Here is a 16,064-nt window from a genome sequence, read left to right as displayed (position 1 = left end):
AGGGGCCTCGGCTCCGGCCTTTCAAGACAAACACAAGCGGTCAAGCATACCGAACAGAGATCAGCATGAGTACAGCCGTCACAAGCATTGGTCCTGCCAAATTGCAGACCATTGCAGATCTGAAAACACTCACTGGACAGCTTCAGCAGGCTGGTGCAGCTGCGGAGAGTCTGCGCGCGCGTCTTGACCTGGCTACAGGTGGCAAGGGTGCGCAGGAAATGGCCTATGTCACGGCGCTTGCGGACCGGCTTGGCCTCCAGCTGGAATCCACGGGCCAAGCCTATGCCGACTTTCTCACCAAGGCGCGTGGCACGGCACTCGAGGGGGAGCCTGTGCGAGCCCTGTTCACTGGCATAGCCAAAGCCAACGTGGCCATGCATTTGTCGGCAGAACAGAGCAGCGTTTCACTTGCAGGCGTGCTTGATCTGATGGGACGAGGTGCAATCAGCGTTGCCGATTTCAACGAGAAGCTGACCCGCATTCCTGCATCGGCACAGATCGGTGCCCAGGCACTCGGCGTGACGAAGGATCGTTTCACGGCGATGCTGCAGGCGGGACAGGTGCTTGCCGATGACTTCCTGCCGCGCTTTGCCGTCGCTCTGCAGCAAACCTTGGGCAATAGCGCCGAGCGCACAGCGGACCGGGTGGGTGCCGGGGCCACGCGCATGGAAAATGCCTGGGGCAAGTTCAAGGCGGCGGTCGGTGATTCTGGTGTGAACCGGGTGATCTCCGTCGGCATGAATGGCATCGCTTATGACATGAATGCCGTTTCCGAGGCGATGTCCAGGGCACGGGACAATGGGTCCGGATTCTTCGGCAAGGTCAACCAGGGCTTGGCCATCCTGATGGGGCGGGCGGTAGGGCTCAACTACGTCAGCATGGCCTTCCAGTCCAACGGGGAAAGGGCCGCCTACCTTACCAAGGAGCTGCCAAAGGCCGCCGCTGAACTGGAGGCGCTGCAGGCCAGAGGCGCAGCCACCTCGGAAAACATCTATCTGCGCAGTTCGTACTTCGATTTGCTGAAGTACGTTGCCAAACTCAAGCAGGCGCAGCAGGAGCAACTGGCACTGGAAGGCAGACGTGACGCAGGCGGTGGCCGGGGATTCATCAATCCGCCTTTTGCGGGCCCTGCTACCCCTTCCGAAGTGATCCCCCGTACGTGGGAAGAACCTCCTAGGGTCAAGGCTGCTCCGGTGGGCAAGGCCACGATTTTGCGGCCACCGCAGGGGGCAGGTAAATCTTCTGGTCAAGACCTTGAATCCTTGGATTTTGCTAAGGCCTCCGCCGATCTCGAAAAGCTGATAGAGACCCATGAGAGCAAAGCTCGCGCCATTCAGGAGAGCATTCGACTGGCGCAGCGTGAAACCGAGGAAATCGGACTGACGGGAGCGGCTCTCGAAGAGTTACGTCAAAAACGAGTGGAAGAAGCCGCCAGCCAGCTGGAGGCTCAAGCCATGGTGATGCAAGGCATCGACCTTTCCGGAAGGGCGACCCAGGCATTGTTGGAAGAGGCCAAGGCCATTCGTGATCAGGCCAAGGTCAAAGGCTACAACGAGTCTGCGCGCATGGTGGCTGAGTACGCGAAAAACGTGCAGGTGGCCAACGATGAAGTGCAGTTTGAGCAGTCGCTCGCCGCCATGTCGCAGCGCGACCGCACGATTGCGATCGAGCAGCGAAAGATCGAACTTGATTTGCAGACCAAGCTGGCGGAGATCAACGCCAGGAACAGGGCCGACCCCGAAGAGGCCCGACGGCTGAGGGAAGAGGCCACGGCCACAGCCAATCAGGCCAAGGCGAATGTCGCCGAGCGCACCCGCGTAAAGGAGACCCAGGCGTCGGTCGACCAGATGGACGAGATGTTCCGCAAGGGCTTCACAGACATGCTGGCCAACGGTACCGAGGGCTGGCGCACGTTCACGAAGAACCTGAGCGCAACGTTCAAGGCTTCGGTTGCCGATGAAATGTACAAGGCGTTTGCGCGGCCATTTATCGTGCCTGTGCTTGCACAGGTACGAGGCATGCTTGGTAACGTAACAGCCAATCTCGGGGTGGGCGGATCTGGCGCTGCCAATGGTGGAGGTTTTCTGAGTCAGGCCGGCAGCGCTTCCGGAGTGCTGGGGCTCGGTGGCGGTACCTTTGGCATGGGCCTGAACGCGGGCGTAGCTGGCATCTTTGGTGAGGCGGGCATTCTGGGGACGCTGGATGCAGGAATCACAGCACTCGGGGCAGGCAACCTGCTGGGGGGGCTCGGAACCTTGATGGGTGCGGCAAGCCCGTTTGTGCTGGGTGCGATTGCCATCAGCTCCCTGTTTGGAGGCTTCGGCTCCCGCGGCCCCAACCACGGCGGCGCCGCCTACAGCACCGCTGGCGTCGGCAACGACAAGGCTGCCGAACAGCTGTTCGGCCGTGCGGCCGGAGACTGGTATGACGATCTGACGCAGCGCCACAGCGATGCCATCGAAAAGCAGCTCAAGACCAGCCTGGACGGCCTGGCCTCGGTCTATGGGTCCCTCAGCAAATACGCGACGGGTAGCGCGCGCGGCATTGACTTGGTCGGCGGCTTTGCTGCCAACGGAAAGTACACCGACGAGGACGCCTACGGCTACGCCAAGATCATCGACAAGACGACCGGCATGATCCTGGCCGGCTTCGAAAACCGCTCGCTGGGCAACAACCCGGAAGAGGCCTACAAGGCCTTCCTGGGCCAGACCGGTTCACTGCTGGTGTCCGAACTCAAGAAGGCGGACCTGCCCAGTTGGATGCGCACCACGCTGGACTCGCTGGGCGAAGCACCCAATGTCGAGGCGTTGCAGGCCGCCTTCCAGACCATCGACCTGATCGGCCGCTCCTTCGAGGAACTGGGCAAGAAGATCACGGGCTTTGCCAGCCTGACCGACCTGGCCTTCGAGTCCCTGATCAAGGCCTCGGGCGGCATCGAGGCGCTGAATGCCAACGCCGGCAGCTTCTACCAGAATTTCTACAGCGAGGACGAGCGCAAGACCATCGCCAAGCGCGAGATGGGCAGCAAGCTCAAGGACTTGGGCGTGGACATCGACCTGGATGCCGACGACGCCCAGGCCCGGTTCCGCACGCTGGTGGAGGACAAGCTCAAGGCAGCCAACTCCGAGGAGGCGAATGCCAAGGTATTGAAGGACGCCATCTCGAAGGTCCAGGGCACGCAAGGCCTCAAGGACATGGCCAAGACTGGCGCCTTCAAGGACTGGGCCAGCACCACCCTGGGAGAAGGTTCGGGCGATATCGGAAAACTCGCGGCCGATCTTGAAAATCTGGCAAACACCAGCGCGTCGCTGGCCGACTTCACTGCCGGCGTGGACAAGCTGGTCGGCACCCTTGGCGGTACCGGCAAGTCCTCGGCCGAGACCGTTGCCGAACTGCTCAAGCTCAACGACACGTTCAAGGCCGTTACCAAGACATCCGAGGATGCTGCGGCGGCTTCGGCCAAACAGGCGGAGGAAGCCAAGCGCAAGCAGGAGGAGCAGGCGCAGGAGGCGAGGAAGAAGAACGAGGCCGATACGGATGCGGCGTGGAGCCTGCTGCAGCGTTCCGTCGATGCGGAGCGCTCGGCCATACAGGCGCGCATCGATGTCGCGCAGGAGCGCGTGGATACCGAGCGCGCCCTCATGGACACCTTGCGCGGGCATGTCGTCGAACTGCGCGGCCAGATCGAGAGCACCCAGGCCATGGCCTTGGCCAGAGCCAACGAGGTCATTGACCAGGCACTGGCTGCGTACCGGCGCACGGGCTATCTGCCCGAATCGGCTGACATCGGCGAGGCCGTCTCGGCTGCGCGCGGCGGTATTTCCTCGGGCAACTTCCGCTCGCGCCTGGACTATGAGGCCGCGCAGTTGATCCTGGCCAACAAGCTTGAAGTGCTGCATGACGCGGCGGGCGAGCAGTTGTCTGCCGATGAATTGATTCTGGAGCAGGAAAAAAGCCAGGTCGATGCGTTGGAGCGGCTGCTCAAGACCGAGAAGGAGGCGCTGGACATAGCGCGTGGCATCGACACGCGGCTGCTGTCGTCCGATCTCGCATGGGCGGAATTCCGCGCGGCACTGCTCAAGGAAGGAGCTGGTACCGGAGGTGGTGCTGGTTCTGGCGGAAGCGGTTCCGGTGGCGGCAGCGGGGGCGCGGAACTTGGTCCGGGGCCAGGTCCTGGGGGTGGAGGTGGCAGCTCCACCGTGTATAGCAAGTACAAGATGCCTATTGCCGTGCTCGGTGATGGCTTCGCGATCTACGACTACGAAACGGATCCCGAGCGAGTCAAGAAGCTCGATGCGCTCTCGCCAACCTTCCATAAGTACGACGGCACCGGAGACCTGGTGGGACTGGCCAATGACATCAAGGCCCAGGGTGGCACGGCGCTGGATCTTGCCTATCTGTATGGCTACTCGGAGCGCGACGTGCTGGCGGCGTTGGACCAGTTCGGCATTCCGCGCTTCGCCTCGGGTGGCGAGCACTTCGGCGGCCTGCGCTTGGTCGGGGAAAACGGCCCCGAGCTCGAGTTCACCGGACCTTCACGGATCCACAGCGCCCAGCAGACGCGGCGCCTGCTGGAGGGCATGCAGGGCGGCGACCTGCACAGGGCCCTCGAGTCCCTGCAGCGTCTGACCTATGACCTGGGGCGCCAGCAGATCGTGCTGCTGCAAAGCCTCGAAAAGATGGCTCGCAAGAGCGACGCCATCGGCGTCAAGCAAAGGGAGACCGCATGAACGATGAATTCACACGCGGCATGGGATTTGTGCCGCCCCTGCCTATCACGTTGGACAACATGAGCACGAACGTCGCCGCAAGCGGCCTGCAGCCCTGGTCCGCCAGCAAGGCCTATGCGCTCAACGACGAGATCATCGACGCCTCGCGCGTGATCTGGCGCAGCATGGCCGGCAGCAATACCGGCAATGACCCCGCCAGTTCGGAAGGCAAGTGGCAAAGGCGCGGTGTGGAAAACCGGCTGCGCATGTTCGATGCCAGCCTGGGTTCGTACACCGAGGCCGATGACCTCATCGAGGTCACCATCAAGCCCGGCCGCGTGGTCACGGACATCGAGCTGCTGGGCCTGCAGGCGCACACGGTCGAGGTGGTGATGACCGACCCCGTGGCCGGCGAGGTGTTCCACAGCGGGCAGCGCCTGGTGCTGCGCCCTTCGGGCAATTCGCACTGGGGCTACTTCTTCAACCCCATAGAGCGCGAACGAAAGCTGTCCATCTCGGGACTGCCGGCCTACACGCAAGCCAGCATCACGATACGCATCGCCAACCTGGGGGCCAAGGCGCGCTGCGCCGAAGTCGTCATCGGCCGTGCCGTCTGGCTGGGCAACACGCAGTGGCGGCCCTCGGTCAGCTTCGACGACTGGAGCATCAAGAAGCGCGACGACTGGGGCGGCTGGATGGCCGAGCCCGGCGCCTACAGCGACCGCTTGAAGCTGCAGGTCCTCGTTCACGGCACGCAGTACGAGCGCGTGCGCAACGAAATCCTGGCGTATCGCGCCAGACCGGTCGTCTGGATAGGTGCGCGCGGCTACGGCGTGCTCACCACCTACGGCTACATCACGGGCTTCGACCAGGTTCTGGTGGCCCATGGCTTCTCCGATTGCAACCTAACCATTGAAGGACTGGAAGACGATGAACTTCACACCCCCACCTAGTGCACCCGAGGAATCGGTGGCGATCCCGAATCGTCGCACGGACCCGCAGGACGTCTTCGACGTCAAGACGGATGTCTATCTGAACTGGCTGACGGGCTTTCGTAACTGGACGGCGGGCCTGGTGACGTGGCTCACGACGTTTCTGACGGAAATGGCCCAGGCCATGCTGACGGTCGAGGGCAACAAGAACGCTGCGCAGGCCGCCGCCTCCGCCGCCGCGACCAGCGCCCAGAACGCAGCCATTGTCGCCGGTGCCTCCCGATGGGCGCCGGGCAGCTACGCCCAGGGCGACGCCGTGTGGTCGCCCCAGTCGCTGCTGACCTATCGGCGCGTACCAGCCGGCACCACGGCCAGCGCGCTCGACCCGGCCCAGGATCCCGCGGGCTGGCGGCTGTCCGGTTCACCGCAGTCCATGCCGCAGCAGGAGCTGACAACGGCAGGGCCCCATCACCTGATCGTCGGCATGCACTACATCGTCCTGCACCCGCAGTGCGAATGCCTGATGCCGGCCGGGTCCGCGCCGCAGGAGCAACTGCGCGTCACCAACCGCTCCGGTGCGCTGACGCCCGTGCTCAGACGCAACGGGGGCAAGTTTTCCGGAATCGAGGACGACCTGGCGCTGGACTCGCGCTATGCCGACCGCGTATTTACTCAAACCGCAACCCTGGGGTGGATCTGATGCTTTCCTTCAACAATATCTATGGCCAACCTGCCGCGCTGATGCGTCGGCGTATTTGGAGCGGGGAGGAGCGCAAGATTTCTGGTGTCTCTGCGCATATTGCCAATGCATTCAAGCCAGTTCGCAGTGTTTCTCCTGCAAATTTTTCTGCAAGCATGGGTTTATACAATGGGCGCCTGTATTTTTTGGCTAAAGGTGGAAATGTTTATACCACTCCAGATTTGAAAACTTTCACCCACCGTTTGTTGGCTGGTGGAGAGAATTCAATTATTACATCCATTGCTCAACTGGGCGGGGTTGTGATCGTTGGTACGCAATATCGATCAGGTATGTACACCTCATATGGGGGGTATGTCAGTGTTGATGACGGTTTGACATTCAGAAATGCACTTGCGACGCCAAGGTTTGTAAGAGCAGGAGACTATTTTTACGCCTTGTCTTCGAGCATGGTTCGTTCGAAGACGGGCCTGGATACGGCATGGAGTGCCACGTCCATGCCATCAGGGGAGGTATGGAGTCATGTGCTGCACAATGGTGAAATTTATTTCACATTGAGTATTATTAACAATGTATTTTACAACGCAGCTTACTCATTGGATGGGGTGTCGTTCATTTTGTCAAATAAATTTGCAAACGAGCGATCAAAGTTTCCATCTGGTGCTTATATGCAAAGTGCAGCAGTCATTGGGAAAAAGTTTGTAATGGTGGGCGTTCAGGGGGGGCAGATATACACCGTGATGACTGAGAATGGTATTGATTTTGAGCAATTTAGCCAGTCGCTAGAAAGCGGCGTAGAGGGGGAAGAATTTAGGAGCTGGATCATCCAGGTCGTTGCGGCAGATGGGGTGATGTATATGCGAGCCGCTACTAGCGATACGGCCGGTATTATTCGTACTCGAATTTTCTCGTCCATTGATGGCATTTCCTGGCGCGCTTTGCCTGCCATCGCAACTCGTAGTAGCTTGATAGACCCGTCCAACGGGATGTTTGAGCTCGCCCCTGGCCAGGGGATCTATGCCATCCCCTGGGCAGATGCAGACCATGCACTCATCTCCGACACCGTCAACGACCGCGACTTCTATTACGAACTGGGTGCCGCATGAACTACGAATTCAACCTCTGGGGCTGGTACGCAGGCATGTCCACTACGCCCGGCTCGCGCACGACGACACTGCCGCCCGACAACATGCAGACGCACGAGACAGCGGGCCGGCCGCGCAGCAACTTCACGGGGCTGGCCTGGGTCGAGCTGCCCTATGAGGCGCCACCCGAGCCGGTGCCCGAACCCGCGCTGCCGGAGATCGTCATCACCGGTATCGCGGCCGACAGGGAGGGCTTCGTGCACACCCCGGACTTCACCGATGCGACGGTGCCGGTGGGTGCTACGCTGGCCTTCGCTGCCGAACTGCGGGCCGGCGATCAGGTGCTGACGCTGGACGACAGCTTCCGGCTGCCCATCCGGTCGCGCGATGGCCGCGAGCGCGTGGTGCTGGCCTCCATGGCCAAGGGCTTCATCCGCTTCTCTGTCCACTTCGAGGACAGTCGGGTCTGGGAAGTGACCGAAGCCATGATCAACGCCGACCTGCCACCCGAACGCCACATGCGCTTCAAGGGCATCAAGGTATTTGCCGTGGAGGCATGACTTGCTCTGAGGCGTGACAAACAACCAAGCCGGCACCTGCCGGCTTTTTTGCGCCTGCCCGCTGGCTAGGTGTTTTCCCCCGCATGTCTTCGCCGCGACAAGCTTTCCATGCAAAATAGCACGAACGTTCGTTTTAACAAGAATTTCGCATGTCCAGCGTTTCCGCCCCACGCCGCACCACCCGTTTGACCGCTGACGCCACGGCCGATCCCAAGGCGGGCTCTTCCGTGCACGAAGCCGCTGCGCCCGCGCCGCGCCGCGCGCTGCACAAGGGGCAGCAGACCAAGGCCACCATTGTGGAGGCTGCCCTCAACCTGGCCACGCACATCGGGCTTGAGGGCCTGTCCATCGGTGCTCTGGCCGAGCTGACGGGCATGAGCAAGTCGGGCGTGTTCGCGCATTTTGGCTCGCGTGAGGAGCTGCAGATTTCCGTGGTGCATGAGTACCACGACCGTTTCGAGCAGGAAGTGTTCTTTCCCGCGCTTCAGGCGCCGCGCGGCGTGGCGCGTCTGCGGGCGCTGTTCGACAACTGGATGAAGCGCACTTCGATCGAGCTGGACTCGGGCTGCATCTATATCAGCGGCGCCGTGGAGTTCGACGACCGCACGGGGCCGGTGCGCGACGCGCTGACGGCCTCGGTCCAGACCTGGCACGCGGCCATGCGCCGCACCATCGTGCAGTGCCGCGAAAGCGGCGACCTGCGTGCCGACCTGGACGAGAACCAGCTGCTGTTCGAGATCCACGGCCTGATCCTGGCCCTGCATTACGAGGCGCGCTTTCTGCGCAACGAAGGCTCGATGCAGCGCGCCATCGACGGCTTCGAGAGCATTCTGGCGCGCTACGCCAGCCCGGCCTGATTTTTTCGCTTCCACCGTTTTCACCGCATCCACTGCAAACCCCGCCATCACAGGAGAAGACAAATGCCCAGCTACAACCCGCCCCTGCGCGACATGCAATTCCTCATGCACGAGGTGTTCAAGGTCACGGACGACTACCAGCAGATGACGGCGCATGCCGAGGTCGATGCCGACACCATCAATGCCGTGCTCGAAGAGGCGGGCAAGTTTGCGGCCAATGTGACGTTTCCGCTGAACATCAGCGGCGATGCAGAGGGCTGCGTGCTGAACAAGGAAACCCACGAGGTCACCACGCCCAAGGGCTTCAAGGAGGCCTACCAGAAGTATGTGGAAGGCGGCTGGCCTTCGCTGTCCTGCGATACGGCCTACGGCGGCCAGGGCCTGCCCTTTGCGGTGAACTCGGCGGTGTACGAGATGCTCAACAGCGCCAACCAGGCCTGGACCATGTACCCGGGCCTGTCGCACGGCGCCTATGAAGCCCTGCATGTGCACGGCACGGAAGAGCAAAAGAAGCTGTACTTGCCCAAGCTGACCAGCGGCGAGTGGACCGGCACCATGTGCCTGACCGAGCCCCATTGCGGCACCGACCTGGGCCTGCTGCGCACCAAGGCCGAGCCCGTGGCCGGCGCGCCCGAGGGCACCTACAAGATCACCGGCAACAAGATCTTCATCAGCGCGGGCGAGCACGACTTCACCGACAACATCGTTCACCTGGTGCTGGCCCGCCTGCCCGATGCGCCGGTCGGCTCCAAGGGCATCAGCCTGTTCGTGGTGCCCAAGTTCGTGGTCAAGGCCGATGGTTCGCTGGGCGAGCGCAACCCCATCTTCTGCGGCGCGCTGGAGCACAAGATGGGCATCCATGGCAATGCCACGGCACAGATCAATATCGACGGCGCCATCGGCACCCTGGTGGGCCAGCCGAACAAGGGCCTGCAAGCCATGTTCGTGATGATGAATGCCGCCCGCCTGGGCGTGGGCAACCAGTCGCTGGGCCTGACCGAGGTGGCCTACCAGAACGCCCTGGCCTATGCCAAGGACCGCCTGCAGATGCGCAGCCTGTCGGGCACCAAGGCCAAGGACAAGCCGGCCGACCCCATCATCGTCCACCCCGACGTGCGCCGCATGCTGCTGACGGCCAAGGCCTATGCCGAAGGCGGCCGCGCGCTGGTGACCTATTGCGCCTTCCTGATCGACAAGGAGTTCAACCACCCAGACGAAAAGGTGCGCAAGGACAGCGCCGAGCTGGTGGCGCTGCTGACGCCCATCGTCAAGGCCTTCATCACCGACAACGGCTGGACGGCCACCACCATGAGCCAGCAGGTCTATGGCGGCCATGGCTTCATCACCGAATGGGGCATGGAGCAGTTCGTGCGCGATGCGCGCATCAACATGATCTATGAAGGCACGAACGGCATCCAGGCGCTGGACCTGCTGGGCCGCAAGGTGCTGGGCAACCAGGGCGCCTCGCTCAAGAAGTTCGGCAAGCTGGTGGCGCAACTGGTGGAGGAAGAGGGCGTCAACGAGAAGATGGCCGAGTTCATCAACCCCATCGCCTACCTGGGCGACCAGATGACCAAGTTCACCACCGAGATCGGCTTCAAGGGCATGCAAAACCCCGACGAGGTGGGTGCCGCGTCCGTGGACTACCTGCGTGTGGCGGGCCACCTGGTGTTCGGCTACTTCTTCGCCCGCATGGCCCAGGTGGCGCTGCGCGAAATCGCCAAGGGCAACACCGACCCGTTCTACCAGGCCAAGCTGCAGACCGCGCGTTTCTACTTCGCCAAGCTGCTGCCCGAGACCGCCACGCTGATGCGCACGGCCCGCGCGGGCAGCAAGTCCCTGATGGACACGGACGCGGCGCTGGCCTGAACGGCTTCACTCCAACATGGGAGCGCGGGCTGTGCGCATCAGCGTGGCCTGCGCGCCTTTCTAGGCGAAAGGGGTTTGAAATGAAGGCATATCAAGCACTGGCAGCAATGGTCCTGGGCCTCACGGCTGCCGCAGCGCAGGCGCAGATGACGCCCGTGGGCCTGTGGAAGAGCGTCGACGACAAGAGCGGCGAGGCCAAGTCCGAGATCCGTGTGGCCGAGAACGACGGCGTGGTCACGGGCCGCATCGAGCAGATCCTGCGCAAGGGCGCCGATCCGGCCGCCACCTGCACCGAATGCTCGGACGACCGCAAGGGCCAGCCGCTCAAGGGGCTGGAGATCATCCGCGGCGCCAAGAAGGCCGAGGGCAAGGACGTCTGGGAAGGCGGCAAGATCCTCGACCCTGAAAACGGCAAGACCTACACGCTGCGCCTGACGCCCATCGAAGGCGGCGCCAAGCTCGAGGTGCGTGGCTCCATCGGCCCCTTCGGCCGCACCCAGACCTGGGTGCGCGTGCAGTAACCATTCCGGAGGGCGGCCGCAGCGGCCGCCTTCCTCCCACTTGTGGAACATCCATGTCCCGATTCAATGTGAAGAAAGTCGCCGTGCTCGGCGCTGGCGTGATGGGAGCGCAGATCGCGGCCCATCTGGTCAATGTCAAGGTGCCCGTGGTGCTGTTCGACCTGCCTGCCAAGGAAGGCCCGAAAAGCGGCATCGCCGAGCGCGCCATCGCTAACCTCAAGAAGCTCAAGCCTTCGCCCATCGGCGTGGCCGAGGACGCGGACCTGATCCAGCCCGCCAACTACGAGGAGCACCTCAAGCTGCTCAAGGGCTGCGACCTGATCATCGAGGCCATTGCCGAGCGCATGGACTGGAAGCTCGACCTGTACACCAAGATCGCGCCCCATGTGGCCAAGCACGCCATCGTGGCGTCCAACACCTCGGGCCTGTCCATCACCAAGCTGTCCGAGGCGCTGCCCGACGCGATCAAGCCGCGCTTTTGCGGCATCCACTTCTTCAACCCGCCGCGCTACATGCCGCTGGTGGAGCTGATCGCCACGCCGACCACGCAGCCCGTGGTGCTGGACCAGCTCGAAGCCTTCGTCACCAGCGGCCTGGGCAAGGGCGTGGTGCGCGCCAAGGACACGCCCAACTTCATCGCCAACCGCATCGGCATCGCCGGCATGCTGGCCACGATGAAGGAGGTCGAGAACTTCGGACTGACCTTCGACGTGGTCGATGACCTCACCGGCAAGAAGCTGGGCCGCGCATCCAGCGGCACCTTCCGCACGGCCGACGTGGTGGGCCTGGACACCATGGCCCATGTGATCAAGACGCTGCAGGACAACCTCAGCGCCGAGACCGATCCCTTCTACGGCAGCTTCGGCACGCCGCCCGTGCTGGCCAAGCTGATCGAGCTGGGCAACCTGGGCCAGAAGGCGAAGAAGGGCTTCTACAAGAAGGTCGGCCGCGACATCCTGCAGTTCGAGCTGGACAGCGAGGACTACGTGCCCGCCGGCGGCAAGGCCGACGAGGTCTATGGCCGCATGCTCAAGAAGCCCGCGGCCGAGCGCCTGAAGCTGCTGCGCAATGCCGAGGGCGCACAGGGCCGCTTCCTGTGGGCCATCCTGCGCAACAGCTTCCACTACGCGGCCATCCACCTGGAGAGCATTGCGGAGTCCGCCCGCGACGTGGACCAGGCCATGCGCTGGGGCTTCGGCATGAAGCAGGGCCCGTTCGAGCTGTGGCAGGAAGCGGGCTGGCTGGAAGTGGCGAAGATGGTCCAGGAGGACATCGATGCCGGCAAGGCATTGAGCAAGGCGCCTCTGCCCAAGTGGGTCTTCGAAGGCCCGGTGGCCGAGGCCGGCGGCGTGCACACGGCGCAGGGCTCGTGGAGCCCCGCCAAGGGCCAATTCGTGCCCCGCCGCGTGCTGCCCGTCTACGAGCGCCAGATCTTCCCCGAGAAGCTGCTGGGCGAAGACAGCCTGCCCGACTGGAAGACGGCCGGCACCACGATCGCCGAATCCAAGGCGCTGCGCACCTGGACGCTGGACGGCCAGATCCTGATCGCCAGCATCAAGAACAAGATGCACGCCATCAGCCCCGAAGTCATGGAAGCGCTGATGGAAGCCGTGGACGTGGCCGAGACCGACTTCCAGGGCATGGTCATCTGGTCGGGCGATGCGCCGTTCAGCGTGGGCGCCGACCTGGAAGCCACCATGCCGGCCTTCGTGATCGGTGGCGCCGACGCCATCGAAAGCGTGGAGCAGGAGCTGCAAAACCTCATGCTGCGCATCCGCTACGCCCAGGTGCCCGTGGTTGCGGCCATCCATGGCATGGCGCTGGGCGGCGGCTGCGAGCTGGCCGTCTACAGCGCGCGCCGCGTGGCGCACATGGAAAGCTACATCGGCCTGGTGGAAGTCGGCGTGGGCCTGGTGCCCGGCGCGGGCGGCCTGACCTACATCGCGCGCCGCGCGGCAGAGAACGCCGCCACCAGCACGGGCAAGGACCTGCTGCCCTTCCTGACCGAAGGCTTCACGGCCGCGGCCATGGCCAAGGTGGGCACCAGTGCCATCGAGTCGCGCAAGCTGGGCTACCTGCTGGACAGCGACCTCATCGTGCCGCACAAGGACGAGCTGCTCTTCGTGGCCATCAACGAGGCCAAGTCCATGGCCGCAGGCGGCTGGCGCGCGCCGCTGCCGCGCAGCTTCCCCGTGGCGGGACGCAGCGGCGTGGCCACCATCAAGGGCTCGCTGGTCAACATGCGTGACGGCGGCTTCATCAGCGAGTTCGACCAGCATGTGGCCAGCCTGATCGCCAACGTGGTCTGCGGCGGCGACGTGGATGCGGGCACCCTGGTGGACGAGGCCTATCTGATGAAGCTCGAACGCAAGGCGTTCTGCCACCTGATCGGCCATCCGAAGACCCATGAACGCATTCTCGGAATGCTGAACACCGGCAAGCCCGTCCGGAATTGATATGTCCCCCCTGAGTCGCTTCGCGCCTTCCCCCCAAGGGGGACGACAGCCTCGCGGCGGGGCGGCCCTTGCTCGCTGTCCCTGGTCTGGAGCACGCCAGTTGTCTGGGGCGCGCCCTTTTCGGGGGCTGCGGGGGTGATGAATAACTGAGATCGAGGAGCAACCTCCATGAAACAAATCCAAGACGCCTACATCGTCGCCGCCACGCGCACGCCCATCGGCAAGTCGCACAAGGGCTTTTTCCGCAACTACCGTCCCGACGACCTGCTGGCGACCACGCTGAAGGCCGCGCTGGCCCAGGTGCCGGGGCTGGACCCGGCTGCCATCGAGGACATCATCTGCGGCTGCGCCATCCCCGAGGCCCAGCAGGGCCTGAACGTGGCGCGCATCAGCGCCGTGCTGGCGGGGCTGCCCACCAGCGTGGGCGGCATCACCTTGAACCGCTTCTGCGCCTCGGGCCTGTCGGCCGTGGCCATGGCGGCGGACCGCATCCGCGTGGGCGAGGCCGACGTGATGATCGCGGCCGGCGTCGAGAGCATGAGCATGGTGCCCATGATGGGCAACGCGCCCTCGCTGTCGCCGTCCATCTTCGAGCGTGATGGCGACGTGGGCATTGCCTATGGCATGGGCCTGACGGCCGAGAAGGTGGCCCAGCAGTGGAAGGTCTCGCGCGATGCGCAGGACGCCTTTGCGCTGGAGTCGCACCGCCGTGCCCTGGCCGCGCAGCAGGCCGGCGAGTTCAAGGACGAGATCACGCCCATCGAGGTCACCGACCGGGGCCTGGACCTGGCCAAGGGCGAACCCGTGTTGCGCACGCGCACCGTGGAGCTGGACGAGGGCGCACGCCCCGACACCAGCCTGGAAGGCCTGGGCAAGCTGCGCACCGTGTTCGCGGCGCGCGGCTCGGTGACGGCCGGCAACAGCTCGCAGACCAGCGATGGCGCAGGCGCGCTGATCCTGGCCAGCGGCGCCGCCGTGCAGCGCTTCGGCCTCACGCCGCTGGCGCGCTTCGTGAGCTATGCCAGCAAGGGCGTGCCGCCGGCCATCATGGGCATCGGCCCCATCGAGGCCATTCCGGCCGCGCTGCGCTATGCGGGCCTCAAGCAGGACGACATCGACTGGTTCGAACTCAACGAGGCCTTTGCCGCCCAGTCGCTGGCCGTGGTCAACACGCTGGGCCTGGACCCCGCCAAGGTCAACCCCATGGGCGGCGCGATTGCCCTGGGCCACCCGCTGGGTGCCACGGGCGCCATCCGCTCGGCCACCGTGGTGCATGCGCTGCGCCGCAAGCAATTGCGCTACGGCATGGTGACGATGTGCGTCGGAATGGGCCAGGGCGCCGCCGGCATCTTCGAGCGGGTCTGACCGTTGCTCAAGGCCCCGTTCGCGGGGCTTTGTCTTTTTCGCTCATCCCATCCTTTCCCATCCATGCGAGCCGGCACAGAAACGGCACCGACCAGGAGACAGCCATGGAACAACATCAACTCAGCAGCGATGGCGCCACGCTGGCGCTGCGCGTCTATACGCCCGCTGGCCCGCCGCGCGCCAGCGTGGTCATCGGCGGGGCCATGGGGGTGCGCCAGGCCTTCTACGAGGCCTTTGCCACCTGGCTTGCTGGCCAGGGCTATCGGGTGACCAGCTTTGACTACCGGGGCCATGGCGATTCCCTGCAAGGCTCTTTGCGCCAGGTGCGTGCCGACCTGTGCGACTGGGCGCGTGATTACGAGGCAGTCATCGCCCATGCCAAGGCGCAGCTGCCGGACCAGCCGCTGTTCCTGATCGGCCACAGCCTGGGCGCCCAGCTGCCGGGCCTGCTGCGCTCCCCGCAGCTGGTGGACGGCCTTTTGAGCATTGCGGCCGGCAGCGGCTACTGGCGTGACAATGCGCCTCGCCTCAAGCGCATGGTTCCCTATTTCTGGCATGTGCTGGTGCCCGTGGCCACGCGCCTGTGCGGCTACTTTCCGGGCCGGCGCCTGCGCAAGGTGGGCGACCTGCCGGCCGGCGTCATGCTGCAGTGGCGCCGCTGGTGCCTGAACCCGCGCTACAGCGTGGGTGCCGAGGGCGAGGCCGCCGCGCGCAGCTACGCCGCCGTGCGCTTTCCGGTGATGGCGCTGTCCATGAGCGACGACGAACTCATGACCTGGCGCGGCACCGAGCACCTGTTCGCGCTCTACGCCAATGCCCCCAGCCGCATCGAGCGCATCGAGCCCAAGGCCCTGCAGTTGCGGCGCATAGGGCATTTCGGCTTCTTCCGCGCCGATATGCGCGACGCGCTCTGGGGCCGGGCCGTGGACGTGTTCTCGGGCTGGACCAAGGCGCCGGCCGCCGCGGCCCACCCGCGCTTTCCCTCACCCGCAGAGTCGCCGGCTTGACGGACG

At 64.0% G+C, this 16,064-nt stretch carries 11 protein-coding genes; all 11 read left to right on the top strand.

All coding sequences use genetic code 11. The features are described 5' to 3' along the window. Positions 1 to 65: 65 nt before the first annotated feature. The 11 genes from A4F85_RS17415 to A4F85_RS17365 all read left to right on the top strand — a co-directional run bounded on the left by A4F85_RS17415 (position 66) and on the right by A4F85_RS17365 (position 16,058). The gene (locus A4F85_RS17415; protein ID WP_082848228.1) at positions 66 to 4,730 is read left to right on the top strand and encodes a tape measure protein; all 4,665 of its coding nucleotides are present in this window, start codon (positions 66 to 68) and stop codon (positions 4,728 to 4,730) included. Then, positions 4,727 to 5,662 (top strand): hypothetical protein, encoded by a 936-nt coding sequence (locus A4F85_RS17410; RefSeq protein WP_063327279.1) that lies wholly within the window; start codon positions 4,727 to 4,729, stop codon positions 5,660 to 5,662. Before A4F85_RS17415 ends, A4F85_RS17410 begins: the two co-directional genes overlap by 4 nt. Beyond that, positions 5,640 to 6,341, top strand: a complete 702-nt coding sequence (locus A4F85_RS17405; protein ID WP_013804202.1) for a hypothetical protein — start codon at positions 5,640 to 5,642, stop codon at positions 6,339 to 6,341. Before A4F85_RS17410 ends, A4F85_RS17405 begins: the two co-directional genes overlap by 23 nt. Then, entirely contained in the window at positions 6,341 to 7,444 is a 1,104-nt protein-coding gene (locus tag A4F85_RS30680; protein WP_156517034.1) for a hypothetical protein, read from the top strand. The genes A4F85_RS17405 and A4F85_RS30680 overlap by 1 nt, the downstream gene beginning before the upstream one ends. Continuing rightward, a complete protein-coding gene (locus tag A4F85_RS17395; RefSeq protein WP_063327277.1) occupies positions 7,441 to 7,983 on the top strand; it encodes a hypothetical protein in 543 nt (180 codons plus the stop codon). Before A4F85_RS30680 ends, A4F85_RS17395 begins: the two co-directional genes overlap by 4 nt. A gap of 149 nt (positions 7,984 to 8,132) precedes the next feature. After that, positions 8,133 to 8,840 carry a TetR/AcrR family transcriptional regulator gene (locus A4F85_RS17390; RefSeq protein ID WP_012203266.1) on the top strand — a complete coding sequence of 236 codons (708 nt, stop codon included), beginning with the start codon at positions 8,133 to 8,135 and terminating at the stop codon, positions 8,838 to 8,840. 63 nt (positions 8,841 to 8,903) lie between these two features. Further along, complete coding sequence (locus A4F85_RS17385; protein ID WP_012203267.1) at positions 8,904 to 10,709, top strand: acyl-CoA dehydrogenase C-terminal domain-containing protein; 1,806 nt, start codon at positions 8,904 to 8,906, stop codon at positions 10,707 to 10,709. A gap of 80 nt (positions 10,710 to 10,789) precedes the next feature. Further along, complete coding sequence (locus A4F85_RS17380) at positions 10,790 to 11,230, top strand: DUF2147 domain-containing protein (protein WP_012203268.1); 441 nt, start codon at positions 10,790 to 10,792, stop codon at positions 11,228 to 11,230. 53 nt (positions 11,231 to 11,283) lie between these two features. Further along, complete coding sequence (locus A4F85_RS17375) at positions 11,284 to 13,686, top strand: 3-hydroxyacyl-CoA dehydrogenase/enoyl-CoA hydratase family protein (protein WP_012203269.1); 2,403 nt, start codon at positions 11,284 to 11,286, stop codon at positions 13,684 to 13,686. Between the two features lie 168 nt (positions 13,687 to 13,854). Continuing rightward, the gene (locus A4F85_RS17370) at positions 13,855 to 15,051 is read left to right on the top strand and encodes an acetyl-CoA C-acyltransferase (protein ID WP_063327276.1); all 1,197 of its coding nucleotides are present in this window, start codon (positions 13,855 to 13,857) and stop codon (positions 15,049 to 15,051) included. 104 nt (positions 15,052 to 15,155) lie between these two features. Further along, on the top strand, positions 15,156 to 16,058 hold the full coding sequence (locus A4F85_RS17365) for an alpha/beta hydrolase family protein (RefSeq protein WP_016451807.1): 903 nt from the start codon (positions 15,156 to 15,158) through the stop codon (positions 16,056 to 16,058). Positions 16,059 to 16,064: the final 6 nt, after the last annotated feature.

It is taken from the genome of Delftia sp. GW456-R20, from assembly GCF_001622915.1.
Lineage (GTDB): Bacteria > Pseudomonadota > Gammaproteobacteria > Burkholderiales > Burkholderiaceae_C > Comamonas > Comamonas acidovorans.
The sequence above is the reverse complement of the archived record's forward strand: the minus strand, read 5'-3'. Positions and strand labels throughout refer to the sequence as shown.